Here is a 14,418-nt window from a genome sequence, read left to right as displayed (position 1 = left end):
GGTCGGAGCCGCGCCATTTGTTCGTCAGTCAGCCAGAAAAGATTGCTCATCACGCCCCCTGAAGTTTGGGAGCTTGAATCAAGATCACGCGGAGACCGCAACCAAATCAATGGGTCCAGAGCCTAGCACCGGGGCCAGTGTTTAGCGTCACCCGTGTAACTCTCTAAAACAACGAAAACACCCGGCTGCAGGCGGATCGGGAGAACGCTTTCGCGAGGGCAAATGGCGGAGGGGATGGGCCTGAGATCCAACCTCCTCAAATCATAAATTTTTGTTGTCAATATTTTTCTGTAGGCGGAGCGCCAGAGTAAGCTTGGCGGTGGCCAACTGCAAACAGGTCATACTGGGAATGTCGCTGGCAAAAACCTTCCCATTGCCCTCTTCGCTTTCGAGCATATAGCTAATTTGCCGAACAGATTGCCCTTTTTCTTCCGTCGCAGGGCACCGTCGTATCTTACACGCTAATTCTCCCCGGCAGAGCGCACGACACGATCTGGGTAGTCAGGGGGAAACTCCCAGATCGCGCTCCCTTCCGGGCGGACGAGGCCTCTTTGCTGAGGCGGCTTGTCGTGTATGAGGGACAGGATGATGTCGCTGCTGGCCCAAGGCGAAGACCGGAAGTAACCGTGCCCGTTTCCTGTCGCGGATTCCTCCGCATCCGACACGTCGATCAGGTGCAGGTTCGAAAGGGTCAGTAGCTTCGTCTCGACTTCCCGCGTGAACTCGTCCTCCGGCCAGATCTGACCGAGCCTTTGACGCCCGAGAACGAACGTCGACACGCCAAGCGCGCTGTCGGTCTCCGATCCGTAGATCGTCAGGTCATCCACCTGATCCAGTAGGCCGTCACCAAGAGCCTGTGCGAAGTAGGTCCGGTCCAGTTCGCTCCCGATAAGGATCAGCTGTCCCACATGTGGTGAGCCCCCGGAGGCGCTAGCGCCTTTGAGAGCCAGTTCATGGACAGCCTCGAACGCCAGCCGGGCACCGGCACTGTACCCGATTATGTGAATGTTCTCCGCATCTGTCTGGCGCGACAGGAAATCGATCAGCTCACGCAGGTTCCGGCGAGTCGCATCGGCGGTTTCCAGATCCTTGAAATAGGCGAACCTGTTAGGTGTGGAAGGCCACGCATAGACGATGAACGCGCCGCGGTAGCCGAGGTAGTGCTGCAGTTCTTTTGCGGTGAGCACAGGGTAGTCGAAGTCGACGTTGTAGCCGTGAACATAAATGAACACGTCCTTTTGAGTGGTTTCTGACAGCTTCTGATCGATTACCTTTGCAAAGGCACGCCCCGCAGCCTCCATGTCCCCCTTGCGAGGGGCATCCGGCAAGAGGGTCGTGTTGCTGACCGGCAGGACGCCGAGTTCTTTCGTGCGCGCGATCCGCAGCGAACGCTGTTCCCGCCCCTCGCCTGATCGGCTGGCTGCCCGCAACTCCTCCAGACCGGAGAATGGCGGGTCGGCGACGACATCGGCGATGCCGGCGCGCAGAACGAAACCGCGATCATTCGCATAGAAATTTGGCGTCTCGTCGGGCGTCGCCGGACGGCGATCCGTGACGTAGAAAAGCTGGGTCTGTCGCTGGTAGTCGGCCTCACTGATGTTCGGCAGCGGATCGGCGGTCCCCGCTTTGAAGGCGACCGGTGGAGGCATCAGTTCGATCTGATCGTAGACCGCTTCTCCGCACGCGGACTGAAGCAGAAGCGACACGCCAATGCCGAACGCCTTCAGACCCTGGATCAGCCCTCCAGAGGTGCTGAATTGCCTCCTTGTCAGACTGTAATTGTCCGGCGCAGTCACGACCCCGCCTTTGCCCGTTCTTCCTTGCCGGATGCCTCATCGCACGAGATGGGGTGCCGCCCAAATACTGCTCTCTCAGACACCCGGCTAAATTTCACTGCAGTCCCTCCAATATTTCATTTCCGCAGGTACCATTTCAGGATTTGATGTCGACATGTCCGACGATCGAGAAATCAGGGACAAGCGGCTCGTCACGCATCTGATTGCAATTTCCGGCTGCCATTTTTCTTGGGCCAACTCTGCCAGATGGCAACCTTGGGCACTCTCACATGCAGATTTACGCAAGTCAAATCGCTCGGAAGAGCCGGATCATCGCCCAAGCCGTTGAACTGTCATGCCGGGTTGACCGCGGCTTCCATTCCCACGTCATCCTTGCGAGTTGGCGGCTCGAAACGCGCTGGGGGAAAGTCCGGTCCAACCCTTGAACACTCGACGAAAACTTCTCGGCTCGGAGTAACCCAGAACTTTGGCGATGTCTTCGATTGGTGTATCGGTCTCGGATAGCAGCGACAGCGCACGTTCTTCGACGAAGCGCGACCGGATCTGGCGAAAGGACGTGCCTTCGGCTTTCAGCGCGCGCTGCAGCGTTCTTGGACCGGTGGCGAGCAGATGGGCAACGGCGTGTTCGGATGCGAGGCCGGTTGCAAAGGTGATTTGAAGTATCTGAATAACTGTATTTGCCACCGTCTGGACGGGCGCAATGCCCATCAGAGCCCCCAGTTCTTTCAGTGAAATCGTCCTCCGTTGCTCTGGCACGCCGGGATTCAGCGCCGAAAGGTCTGTTCGACGGATCGCGATGGCCGGCATCTGTGATCCGATCCGAACCGGGGCGTCCACCAGCCTTTCAAGCTCCTCTGTTTCGTTTGCGCTGGCATTTGGAATTTCGACCCAGTCAGGACGCCAGTCGGGACCCAGGAAATGTTGGGCCACGCGGCCAATGACAAACAGTGCGCCTTCGTCAAGATGTTGGTGTCCGATCACCGACAGACCTTCGGAATTGCGCCCGACGACCAGATGCGTATCAGTTTCTCGCAGTATGATTTCAGAGCCGGGATGCGTAAACAAGAGCGCCCGCCGCCCGCGGTCGAATGCCGAAGCCAGATCGGGTGCGCCCAACACGAAATGCGAATAGGCGCCATAGGCTGAGTAATCGAAATCCCGCCCGATCCGCGCGCCGAGATGACGGTCTCCGATGGTGCGGGCCACAGTCTCAAGCAGCACGGCCTCAGAAGCATAGGGTATGAACCCCGTTGTGCCGGAGAGCATGGCGCGATCAAGACCGGCTGACCGAAGGGCTTTGTCGATGACAGAACGTGGGGCGTATCTGCCAATCAGATCAACCGCGTGCGCCAGTTCGACAAGGTTTACCATGTTTCGCTGCATGGTTCCACATTGTCGCAAAATGACCCATGCAACAATGCTAATCTGTATCTGGGCGGACTCGAAACCCCGACACGCCGACAAGGTTCGCTGCCAGCCTAGAACCTGTCGCCAAGAGGTATTCGCTGGTTTTTGGTTTAAGGAGTACTCGGGTGCGAAGGCAAATCAAGACAATGATGCCGCTTGGATGGGCGATGAGTTGCGTGCTTTTTGGCGGCGCAGCGCAGGCGCAGGACACTGCCGATCTGGCGCAGGAACTGGCGAACCCGCTGGCGGCCATTGTTTCTGTCCCGTTCCAACTGAATTACGACGACAATCTTGGTCTGACCGGCCAGGGGAGTCGAACGACACTGAACCTTCAGCCGATCATTCCCTTTGCGCTCGACAACGGCGCCAACATCATCACGCGCACGATCATCCCTTATGTCTGGCAAAAGGACGTGATCCCCGGCACGTCTCAGAGCGGTTTCGGGGACATTCTGGCAAGTGCCTGGTATTCCCGGACAACCGAAGACAATCTGACCTGGGGCGTAGGGCCTGCGGTCCGCATCCCGACATTTTCGGATGTCTCAGGCGAGACCTGGGCCGCGGGCATCACCGGCATCGTGTTGAAGCAGACCGGCCCCTGGACTGTTGGCGCGCTGGCCAACCACCTTTGGGATCTGGAAAGCAACCCGACCACGCCCACCAACGCGACATTCTTCCAACCGTTCGTCGCCTATTCGACCGAAACGGCCTGGACGTTCTCGCTCCAGAGCGAATCCACATACGACTGGAATGCGGAAAGCTGGTCAGTACCGGTAAACGCCTCGGTGTCGAAGCTGGCCATTATCAACGGCATACCCGTCAACTTCATGGGCGGCGTCGGTTACTGGCTGGAAAGCCCGGATGGCGGGCCGGATGACTGGCGGTTCCGCCTGCAGGTTCAGTTCGTGTTTTCAAAGGGATGATGACGGCTTGGCACTTATCATCAGCAATCAAAGATGGAGCTTACACATGGCATTCAGACACACGGTGACACTGGCGTCACTCGCCCTCGCGGTGACAATCGGCTTTGCAATGACCTCGCCTGCCGCGGCGGACAAGAAGCTTGAGAATACAGTTGGAGGCGCGGTTGTCGGCGCCGGTGTCGGCTACCTCGTCGGGGGCAAGAAGGGCGCGACCGGCGGCGCGGTCGTTGGTGCGATTGCTGGGAACAGAAAGAAAAGATGACCAGTGTGTCACCCCTAGGGCCAACCAATAACAGTAAGGAATTCAAAGTGCTACGATACCTCTCCAGCCTGCCTGCCGCGACGGTGTGCTTGGCCACCCTTGGTGGAACTGCAGTAGCCGATGAAATCATGGACGACATAATACTGACGGCCCAGCCCTATATGCACCATAGCTGTGGCAGCGTTCTTGACACATTTGGCGATGACGAAGAGCAAGTGGCCGAAATCGTCCGCCTGATGGCAATGGTGTCTCTCTTCAATCGCCAGATCGATGTTCTTGCAGAGGTTCCGGACGAGCAGGATCGTGCTGTCATCAAGGATGAGTTTGTCGAGGAGCTGGAAGATGCCTGTGACGATGATCCGGGCATGTTGCTGGCCGGCGCGGTTGATCTTGCCGTCAAGGCGACGATGCAAGCGTTTGACTGACACGAAGAAGATGTCGCCTGGCATCGATTACATCCGGACAGAACGGAGAAATCACATGGTCATCAAGCAAACTAGCCTCAAGGCATCGCTCGCATGTGCGGTGATATTGGGCTTTGCATTGTCCTCGCCAGCTGCGGCGGACAAACAGTTCAGGAACACAGTTAGCGGTGCCGCTGTCGGCGCGGGCGTCGGCTATTTGGTTGCCGGCGACGACGGGGCCGCGGGCGGCGCGGTCGTGGGTGCAATCGCCGGTTACAACAAGAAAACCGGATCCCAAAAACACAAACATGGCCACTACAAAAAGAAGAACAAGAAATAGTAGCAGAACCGGGCAACTGCCCGGTTCTGCCCAACGAAAAAATCGCCAAAGGAAACCAAAGATGCCGAAGAACATAACAAGAGCCTCAGCCGCCGCATTTTGTCTTCTGCCACTGGCGCAGGTTGCGCATGCCGACGAGGTCATGGACCAGATCGTCGAAACGGCCCAGCCCTATATGCACCACAGCTGTGGCAGCGTGCTGGACGTCTATGGCGAGGATGAAGAGCAAGTGACCGAAATCGTCCGCCTGATGGCAATGGTGTCTCTCTTCAATCGCCAGATCGATGTTCTGGCAGAGGTTCCGGACGAGCAGGATCGCGCGCTTCTCAAGGATGAGTTCGTGGAAGAGCTGGAAGACGCCTGTGATGATGATCCGGGCATGTTGCTGGCCGGGGCCGTCGATCTCGCCGTCAAAGAGACGATGGAAGCGTTCGACTGACCCAACACACGGCCATTGTGAGTTCTTCCCAATCGGAGAAATGGAATGAAGACTTGGACTTTTCGTCGTATCGCGCCCTTTTCAATCGCCCTGACCGGGGCGGCATTCATTGGCGGTGTCGCAAACGCGCAGGCGGCAAACGATACGCTTGATGCCCTGATGGAGGCCCGCGAAATCCCGGTGATGATCAGCAATTTTGCCCGTGCCGCGACGGACATCGAACTGGCCAAATATGTCGCTCTCGCTGGCGGAGTAAACCGCTTCTTTCACTTCCGCGATCCGGGGGACGTCGACAACCAGCCGACGATCCGCATGAATTTCGACACACTATACAGCACGGCGGTCGTCGATATCAGCGACGGCGCCACGCTGACGCTGCCCGAGGTGGGCGAGCGGTATATGTCGGCGATGATCGTCAACCAGGATCACTATATCAATGACGTGTTCCACGGCGGCGGCAGCTATAAGCTCGACACCGCGACGTTCGACACGCCCTATGTGATCGTGTTCATGCGCACGCTTGTGGATGCGTCCGACCCCGAGGACGTCGCGGTCGTACATGCTATTCAGGATCAGATGACCATCGAGGCCGCCTCGTCGCAGCCCTTTATCCTGCCTGACTACGATGAAGAGGGCTACGAGGCGTTGGTTGCGGGGCTGAATGCGCTGCTGCCGTTCACCGCCGACAGCACTGGCGCTTTCGGTCCCAAGGACGAGGTCGATCCGATCAACCACCTGCTCAGCACGGCTATTGGCTGGGGCGGCTTGCCCGAAACAGAGGCGTTTTATGATGGCGCCGACCTCGGGCTGCCAGTGGGCGAATACAAGATCGAGGTGCCTGCAGAGGTGCCGGTAAAGGCATTCTGGTCGGTCAGCCTGTATAACGACCGCGGCTTTTTCGAGAAGAACGCCCGCAACGCCTACAACGTGAATTCAGTCACCGGGGCACGCAACGACGACGGCTCGATGACGATCCACCTCGGCGGTTGCGACGACGACCGCGTGAATTGCCTGCCGCTGGTGGAGGGATGGAATTACATCGTCAGAATGTACCGGCCCGAGCAACAGGTCATTGATGGCAGCTGGACCTTCCCCAAGGTCGTTCCAGTGAATTGAAGGACAAGACAATGAAATCGAAACTTCTACTGACAGCCGCGCTGTGTGCACCGACATTTCTAAGCGCCGAGGATGTCACGGTCGAAAACTTTGTGCGTGCTGAAACGGATCACATGATCCGCTCGCAGATGGACATGTACGGGATAGGTTTTGGCAAATTTGCCCATGTGCGCGACCCCATTACACCAGAAAATCAGGCCGTCATCCGGATGAATCAGGACACGCTGTACTCTGGACTGATGCTCGACTTGTCAGAACCGGCGACCGTTACTTTACCCGAAGCGGGCGGGCGCTATCAGTCAATGCTCGTAATCAATCAGGATCACTACTTGTTTTCCGAGGCCAAGCCGGGGACATACCAACTCACCGAAGACATGGTCGGCACCCGCTTTGCGTTCGTGGCGTTTCGGACCTTTGCCGATGTCAGCAATCCTGACGATATCAAGGAGGCCCATGCCGCACAGGACGCGATTACAGTTAGCGGTGGTGGCTCAGGACCATTCGAGGCGCCGGACTGGGATCTCGAAAGCCTCGGGGTGGCGCGCAAGGCACTGAGCGATATCGCTGTGCTTGGTTTTGATGCAAGCTATGCCTTCGGTAGCAAAGAGCAAACCCGCCCTATTGATCACCTGGTTGGTGCCGCAGCGGGCTGGGGTGGGCTACCGCGCACCGCCGCGTCCTATATTGTTGACGGAGTTGACGCCAATGACGGCAAGACCCTGCACGCGGTGACGGTCAAGGATGTGCCCGTTGATGCGTTCTGGTCCATCACAATTTACAACGCCGACGGCTATCTTGAACCCAATGATCTGAACGTGAACAGCTATAACAACGTCTCAGCCACCCCAAACGCTGACGGAGCTTACACCGTCCATTTCGGTGGCTGCGAAGATGGCCGGATCAACTGCATCCCCATCTCACCCGGCTGGAACTACTCCATTCGACTGTATGAACCGCAAGAGGCAATCCTCGACGGCAGCTGGACGTTCCCGTCGATAGAGCCGGTAAAGTAAGCCGGCGCAAATTGTGACAGCGCTGGCGCACGGCAGACCCGTTGAACAACAGAGCTGTGAAAAAGAGCAAGTGTCTGTCGTGCTTTTTGCACAGGCTGGGGCGCATCAGAACTTAGACAACCGTGGTTTGACTAAGCAATTTCCCCGTGGACCGGGCTTGAGGCTGTTTTGGGTTACCGACGTGGCCTGGAAAACTCCAAAATCAGTCCACGCGTGAAGCAACACATGAAGACCTGAGCCATTGCCCGGCTAAAGGTCAACGCAGCGCTTCTGCTCGCATCCATTCCCGGAAGCGATCAGCAATCGGAGGGGCGGAGAATTACCTCGTCCTGCCGCCCCTCCGATCCGTATTGAAAACGTTCAGGTCAAGAGAGTCCGATGCGCCGCCGGACCAGAACGACAGGCCGATCGCTGCAGTGATCTGGTCCGTCTCGGCCCTTGTGACACCAGATGATTGGAGAAGATGCGAACAAGTTGATCGCGGGTATCATCTCCGATGCCGCACGTCCTTTCGCGTCATTGGAGACACCTTGATAAGCGAGCAAAAGACCATCGCTCGAACTTGACACTTCAATGATCGCCAACGCATCGTTGTGCTGGAAATCCAAAGGCTTCCGCGCCGTAATTTTGACTGGACCGGGCCGGCGTTGGATCCCTTGAACTCTGAAGGTCGGAGCAACCGAGCCGCCTCAACCTGTTGAAAAGAGGGGAACATGAACGGCACCGAGGCAGCGGAAGTCTATTCTGGCTTTGCCGAGCCGCTGGTGCCTTTTCCGTATCTCGTTGTGCTGATTCTACTGGCGCTGCCGCTTGCTGCGTTCCTCGGGTTCCGCCTGGGAGCGACAGAATACCGACGATTAGAGTACGGCAAGTTTTCCTCCGAGAAGATTCCGGGTGGAACATCCCTCGGCGCCATGCTCGCGCTTCTCGGGCTTCTGCTCGGTTTCGCTTTCAGTTCAGCACTTGGCTGGCGAGAAGCCCGGCAATCCAGCCTCGTCGAGGAAGCAACGACGATCAGTACGGCTTTTCTGACCGCCGATCTCCTTGACGATCCCGGGCGAACCGATCTTCAGGTGCGAATCCTGTCCTACGCAGAAACCCGTCTCGCCACTGTCGACGATACACGGACCAGGGAGGCGTGGACCGCGTTTCTTGCGAAAACACTTGAGGCTCAAGCTGCGATCTGGCCGGCCACACTGCGCGCGACTGACGCGGCAACATCCGATCCGGTCCGCACCGCTGTAGTGCGCAGCGTGACCGATATGCTCGACGCGCATACAAGACGCATCGCGGCAGCAGCTCAGCAGATACCACCACCGGCGAAGCTGATGATCTTCTTCGTCTCTGTCATTGCCATCCTGATATTGGGCAACCGCTCCGCGCTTCAGGGCCGTCCGTTGACCTGGCGCACCTTCGTCTTCGCGGGCGTTCTATCCATCGTCATGATCATCATCTTCGATCTGGATCGAACTCTGGAGGGCACGATGCGCGAGAACCCGGACACGCTGCACGCGACCATCCACGAAATGCAGACGGCTCTCTCCGCTCGGTCTGAATAACCGTTCTTAGTCCAGGTTTCCGATGCGCGCACTTCACGAGTTCAGACGCGCCTATCAACCTGCCGAGCTATCCGGTTGATCCTCCGAACGTTGCGCCGGCGGACACCGATGGAACCGGTCTTGTGGGTCTGCATATTGTCGCAAAATGACCGTGGGCATTGTGATACATCTGAACCTGATCGCCGCTGTTGGACGCTGATCATGGTTCCGCCCATGGACGGCGTGATCCGTCGGTCGGTTCGGTTTCGCGGATCCAGTAGATCGTGCAGGTCGTCTGACCCAATCGATCATCAAGAGTGAAGCTCGAATAAGGAGAGACTTTAGTGCTCAGGACGTCAATCGCCGCTCTCGTCTGCGCAACCACCGCAATTCCGATCAACGCGCAGGACGTAGGGACACTATCGCCCAGCCCGGATACAGACTACGTACCCTATCTCCAACACGATTATCCCGATCAGGTTCTGTTCGGCGATACGCATCTGCACACAGCCTATTCCGCCGATGCAGGCCTTACCGGGGCAACAACCACACCTGACGATGCCTATCGCTTTGCCAAGGGGCAGGTCGTCACATCGTCGAACGGCATCCCGGCGCGCCTGCAGCGGCCGCTGGATTTTCTGGTTGTTTCGGACCACGCCGAGAACCTCGGTCTCTATGTCGCGCTCGACGAAGTTAGTTCGCTACTGGAGGGCAACGACTGGGCTGTCGGGTTGCGCGACATCTTCGCGCCCCGAACCAAGGAGGCTATGGACGAAGCCTATGTCTACTGGGGCAGCGCATTCTCGTCCGGTCCAAGTGGCGGCGATCCACTGGCTGACAGCCCGCTTGTCCAGACAATGTGGAATCGCATTACCGAGGCCGCCGAGCAGCACAACGAGCCGGGAGCATTCACCGCCCTGATCGGCTATGAATGGACGTCCGGCCCTGACGGCAACAACCTGCACCGCAACCTCATTTTCAGGGACAGCAAGGCAGAGGCCGATCAGGTTGTTCCCTTCAGCGCCTATGACAGTGACGACCCCGAAGATCTCTGGGACTGGATGGAGCAGTACGAGGCGACAACCGGCGGGCGGGTGCTGGCCATTCCTCACAATGGCAATCTGTCGAATGGCTTGATGTTCGATGACGTGACGCTGACGGACAAGACCCCGATCGACGCCGATTATGCCAAACGCCGGATGCGGTGGGAACCGCTGTACGAAGTCACCCAGATCAAGGGCGATGGCGAGGCGCACCCGATGCTGTCGCCAGATGATGCCTTTGCCGACTATGGAACATGGGATGTCGGCAGCTTTGGTCCAGAGCTCAAGACCCCCGACATGCTGCCACGGGAATATGCCCGCGAGGCGCTGAAGCGCGGCATGGCCTACGAAGCCGAACTTGGCGCCAACCCGTTCAAGTTCGGCATGGTCGGCTCGACGGATTCACATACCGGCCTGTCGACCGCGCAGGAAGACAATTTCTTCGGCAAGGCTCCGATGGTCGAACCGACCGGCGACGCGCTGCGCTGGGAGGAAGAGATTACCGGTCGCCTCACACCCGACGATCCCGCCGATGACCAGATTCACGGCATCGGCCTTGCTTCCGGAGTTGCTGCCGTCTGGGCGCGCGAAAACACCCGCGAGGCAATCTGGGACTCTCTCAACAACAAGGAAGTCTATGCCACGACCGGAACGCGGCTGCGCGTGCGCGTCTTTGCGGGAACCGTGTTCGGCGCGGATGACCTCACACGGTCCGATTTTGCGGCCTACGGCTATGACAACGGTGTGCCAATGGGCGGCGACCTGACCGGGTTCAACGAGGGCGACACGCCGGGCATGCTGATCCGCGCGCTCCGTGATCCAGATGGGGCCAATATCGACCGGGTTCAGGTCATCAAAGGTTGGGTCGATGCCGCTGGCGAAACGCAGGAACGGGTCTATGACGTAGCCTGTTCGGACGGACGTTCGATCAACGATGGCGCCTGCGATGGCAATGTGGGCAACACCGTGAACGTGGCCACCGCGACCTACACCAACGCCATCGGCGCGCTGTTCCTGGAAACCTTTTGGGAGGATCCGGACTTCGACCCGGCGCTGCGCGCCTTCTACTACGTCCGCGTGCTCGAGATCCCGACACCGCGCTGGACCACCTATGACGCGGCCTTCTTCGGCATCGACCCGCCCGACTTCGTGGAGCCGACCCACCAGGAGCGCGCCTACACGTCGCCCATCTGGTACACGCCGGGATGACGACACACCTGCGATGGGCACCTTAGAACGAGTAGCATGAGTGTCGCTGTGGCTGGAGGCGTCCCGCGCGCTTGCTGGAACGGCGCAGGGCCAGAAGGAAAAAAAGGATCGCAAAGGCGGTGACGCCATAGCGGATTGCCGCCCGCATCCATGGGCTCGTGGCGATACATGTGAGGAACCCGCCGATCGTCGCCGCCCCCGCTTCCAGTCGTCGAGCCGAGCGTAGATCGTGACCGCGACGCCGCCGAGCGCGAAGGCAATGAAAACCCAGCGTAGGGCGTCGAGATACGGGAAGAGAGGCAGGATGGCGCTCTGTGTCTCGGTCAGCACCTGCTGCGCCACCTCGACACCCACCGCACCCTGCGTGGCAACACCCACTGCGCCGCCGCCTTTCATGGTGCGGCTCTGCACCAAGAGCTCGCGCGTAGGCGGCGTCTCGGTGGCAAAGGGCACGGTTCGCACAGAAGACCGCTCGCCGGATCTGTCAGACAGATTCGAACTGGTCTCAGGTCGGACAATAGCCCTGCCCCTTATGCCGCGCCAAGTTGGCGCCACTCGGCGAGAGCAGTTTCACGGTTGAGTCTGAAATTGTGTCGTGAGTAGAGTTGACGTTCCTTGGTAAAATGGTTTGATACGGACGAGTGGACGGCGGCCAACATCTGCAGACTTCGCATGCTCCGGAACCGCTGTATTGCCCGTTCCCGTCGTCAAACGGCAGGCGCGAATTCTCGGCCTATTGTTGAACCAGCGACCAGCTTCCTGCAGGTCTGCCGCCCCGATCTCCCTCAAAGCCGCGCCATAGGACCGAAGCAAGTCGGTGACTATGGAGGCAGGCCGACCGTACCGCCGCATTGTTTTCTTGAGGAAATTCAATGCGGCTTTCTTGTCCCGTCTCTTTGTGACGAAGCTTTCCAGGATCTCGCCTTCGTGATCGACAGCTCGCCACATATGATGCTGCTCACTGTTGATCTTTACGAACACCTCGTCCAGATGCCGCCGCCATTGTGGTGCGGATCGCAACCGCTCGGCGCGTCTTTCGCGGATCTCGCAGGCGAACATCGGGCCGAACCTGTTCCACCAGAACCGAACCGTCTCATGGCCAATGTCGATGCCCCGCTCGTGCAGTAGGTCCTCGACGTTTCGAAGCGACAGCGGGAACCGGATGTACATCATCACCGCTAGGCGGATGATCTCAGGGCTGCTCTGGAAGTACTTGAACGGGTCGCGCTTTGTCATCCACGGACGCTACGAAACCGCCAAGCCTCCCTCAACCGGATTCCTTCTGACAGTGCCCTGGCCGGGTGCTGCAGCCCCAGATCGCCATCTTCCGCGATTGGGCCATGGCGCAGGTTGAGGCGGGCGGGGTAGCATGAGAAAGCCGTGCCAAACGGCTAGGCCAGACCGGGAGAAGACTGTCGGTACACCGAACTCTCACGTCAATAGCCAAAACTTGCGACAGAACCTCGTAATTCCGCGAACGGCGCGATCAATCGGCCGTATAGATTGCCGGCTGGTCCGATCCGGACAATGGAGTTGTCACCTCTGGTTCGGTTCGGGGGTCGAGCGCCATGGCAACCGGCGAGATGTCGGGAAGCGGCACGAATTTTTCCCGCCCCTCTGCAGGCAGTTTAGGCCCGTTCCAGACACTGAAGAGAACGAATATGGCATACGCAATGGCAACGGCGGATTCGAACAGGAAAAACGAAAAAGGCCCGTAGATCGACATCAGCGTTGCTGCAAGCAAGGGGCCGATCGTCGCGCCGATCGAGTAGACCATCAGAAGACGCCCTGACGCCGCAACATAGAATTTCCGCTCGAGCCGGTCGAAGGTTTGGGCGACGCAAAGCGGATAGACACTGCTGATCGCGCCGCCAAATGCCAATGCCATGACCATCAGGTAGACCATGGGTACCCCGGTTGCGATCGAGTTCGACAGCAGCCCCCAGGACGTACCGACCGCGATCAGCATGCAGGACATCACGATGCGTCGGTCGAACTTGTCGGCCAACATACCAACAGGCATTTGTGCGGCAAGGCCACCTATCACCACGGTGCTCATGAACAAGGCGGCTTCCGTCACGTCCAACCCGATCTGGCGGGCAAACACGACGCCCAGAGCGTAGAATGACCCGACAAGCACTCCCGCGACGCAAGCGCCGATCACACCAACCCGCGACGCTGCGTACAGCTCCTTCAAGCCCAGAACGCGGAGGGCTCGGAGATTGGGTTCACCCAGGCGTGTCATGGCGATGGGGACAAGCGACAGCCCGATCAGCATGGCGGCGATCATCAGATGGTCGCTGCCGCCGACCGGAGCAATGTTCACCAACGTCTGTCCAAGCGCAATCGCGAGATAAAAGGCCAGCATGTATACGCCAAGGACACGCCCGCGGGTCTCGTTGCTGCTGCGTTCATTGAGCCAGCTCTCGATCGAGGTCGTCATCCCGGCAATACAGAATCCGTTGATGATCCGCAGGACCACCCAGGCTGCCGGACTGAAGAAAAAGTTATATGCAAGGCAGGTGGCTACGGTCAGTGCCGCGAAGGTCGAGAAGGCGCGGATGTGCCCGATCCGGAGGATGACACGCTTGCCCTTGAGTCCTCCGTAGGCAAGACCCAGGTAGTAAGCTGCCATGATCGCGCCGATCAAGGCCACGGAGTAGTCCGCCGCCTGCATGCGAAGCGGCAGTACGACGCCGAGCAGGCTGTTCCCGGCCATGAAAACGACTGTGCCCCCTATCAGGGATCTCACAGGGGCCATCAACCCGCGCAGACTTAGGCCATGACTTGATCGGATAGCTTTCGTCTCCCATAGGCGGTTCAGACCGGGCCTGCCGTTCCTTGTAGCTGAATTTGTCGTCAGCAGGAACGCATCATAGCAAAAAGCCCCGGCCAGGGCCGGGGCTGATCTGCTTCGGTCTGCCAGGC

At 58.7% G+C, this 14,418-nt stretch carries 12 protein-coding genes and 2 pseudogenes; 9 read left to right on the top strand and 5 right to left on the bottom strand.

What is annotated here, in order from left to right; translation table 11 throughout:
* Positions 1-461 precede the first annotated feature (461 nt).
* A complete protein-coding gene (locus JF290_RS19800) occupies positions 462-1,796 on the bottom strand; it encodes an alpha/beta hydrolase (protein WP_199026387.1) in 1,335 nt (444 codons plus the stop codon).
* A gap of 366 nt (positions 1,797-2,162) precedes the next feature.
* Entirely contained in the window at positions 2,163-3,179 is a 1,017-nt protein-coding gene (locus tag JF290_RS18515; protein ID WP_199026386.1) for a helix-turn-helix domain-containing protein, read from the bottom strand.
* A gap of 149 nt (positions 3,180-3,328) precedes the next feature.
* Between JF290_RS18515 and JF290_RS18510 the strand changes: the two genes are divergently transcribed.
* From JF290_RS18510 to JF290_RS18470, 9 genes are all read left to right on the top strand, one after another.
* Positions 3,329-4,126 (top strand): transporter family protein, encoded by a 798-nt coding sequence (locus JF290_RS18510; protein ID WP_328701293.1) that lies wholly within the window; start codon positions 3,329-3,331, stop codon positions 4,124-4,126.
* A gap of 46 nt (positions 4,127-4,172) precedes the next feature.
* Positions 4,173-4,388 (top strand): glycine zipper domain-containing protein, encoded by a 216-nt coding sequence (locus JF290_RS18505; protein ID WP_199026385.1) that lies wholly within the window; start codon positions 4,173-4,175, stop codon positions 4,386-4,388.
* A 47-nt stretch (positions 4,389-4,435) separates the two neighbouring features.
* Positions 4,436-4,813: a YmgD family protein gene (locus tag JF290_RS18500; protein ID WP_199026384.1), complete on the top strand. Its 378-nt coding sequence runs from the start codon at positions 4,436-4,438 to the stop codon at positions 4,811-4,813.
* Between the two features lie 55 nt (positions 4,814-4,868).
* Complete coding sequence (locus JF290_RS18495) at positions 4,869-5,132, top strand: glycine zipper domain-containing protein (protein WP_199026383.1); 264 nt, start codon at positions 4,869-4,871, stop codon at positions 5,130-5,132.
* 142 nt (positions 5,133-5,274) lie between these two features.
* Positions 5,275-5,571, top strand: coding sequence for a hypothetical protein (locus JF290_RS18490; protein WP_199026382.1), 297 nt, complete (start codon positions 5,275-5,277; stop codon positions 5,569-5,571).
* 45 nt (positions 5,572-5,616) lie between these two features.
* Positions 5,617-6,687: a DUF1214 domain-containing protein gene (locus tag JF290_RS18485; RefSeq protein ID WP_199026381.1), complete on the top strand. Its 1,071-nt coding sequence runs from the start codon at positions 5,617-5,619 to the stop codon at positions 6,685-6,687.
* An 11-nt stretch (positions 6,688-6,698) separates the two neighbouring features.
* Positions 6,699-7,700 (top strand): DUF1254 domain-containing protein, encoded by a 1,002-nt coding sequence (locus JF290_RS18480; RefSeq protein WP_199026380.1) that lies wholly within the window; start codon positions 6,699-6,701, stop codon positions 7,698-7,700.
* Positions 7,701-8,413: 713 nt separating this feature from the next.
* Positions 8,414-9,259 carry a bestrophin-like domain gene (locus JF290_RS18475; protein ID WP_199026379.1) on the top strand — a complete coding sequence of 282 codons (846 nt, stop codon included), beginning with the start codon at positions 8,414-8,416 and terminating at the stop codon, positions 9,257-9,259.
* 323 nt (positions 9,260-9,582) lie between these two features.
* Positions 9,583-11,490 (top strand): DUF3604 domain-containing protein, encoded by a 1,908-nt coding sequence (locus JF290_RS18470; RefSeq protein WP_328701292.1) that lies wholly within the window; start codon positions 9,583-9,585, stop codon positions 11,488-11,490.
* A 189-nt stretch (positions 11,491-11,679) separates the two neighbouring features.
* Here the strand turns inward: JF290_RS18470 and JF290_RS19855 are convergent.
* From JF290_RS19855 to JF290_RS18460, 3 genes and pseudogenes are all read right to left on the bottom strand, one after another.
* Positions 11,680-11,967: pseudogene (locus tag JF290_RS19855) on the bottom strand (YcbK family protein); the annotation flags it as partial.
* 53 nt (positions 11,968-12,020) lie between these two features.
* Positions 12,021-12,726, bottom strand: a pseudogene (locus tag JF290_RS18465) (IS6 family transposase).
* A 250-nt stretch (positions 12,727-12,976) separates the two neighbouring features.
* A complete protein-coding gene (locus JF290_RS18460; RefSeq protein ID WP_268912039.1) occupies positions 12,977-14,251 on the bottom strand; it encodes an MFS transporter in 1,275 nt (424 codons plus the stop codon).
* Positions 14,252-14,418 lie beyond the last annotated feature (167 nt).

The organism is Sedimentitalea arenosa, from assembly GCF_016428585.1.
GTDB lineage: Bacteria > Pseudomonadota > Alphaproteobacteria > Rhodobacterales > Rhodobacteraceae > Sedimentitalea > Sedimentitalea arenosa.
Note: the sequence above shows the minus strand (reverse complement) of the source record. Positions and strands in the feature narration are given on the sequence as shown.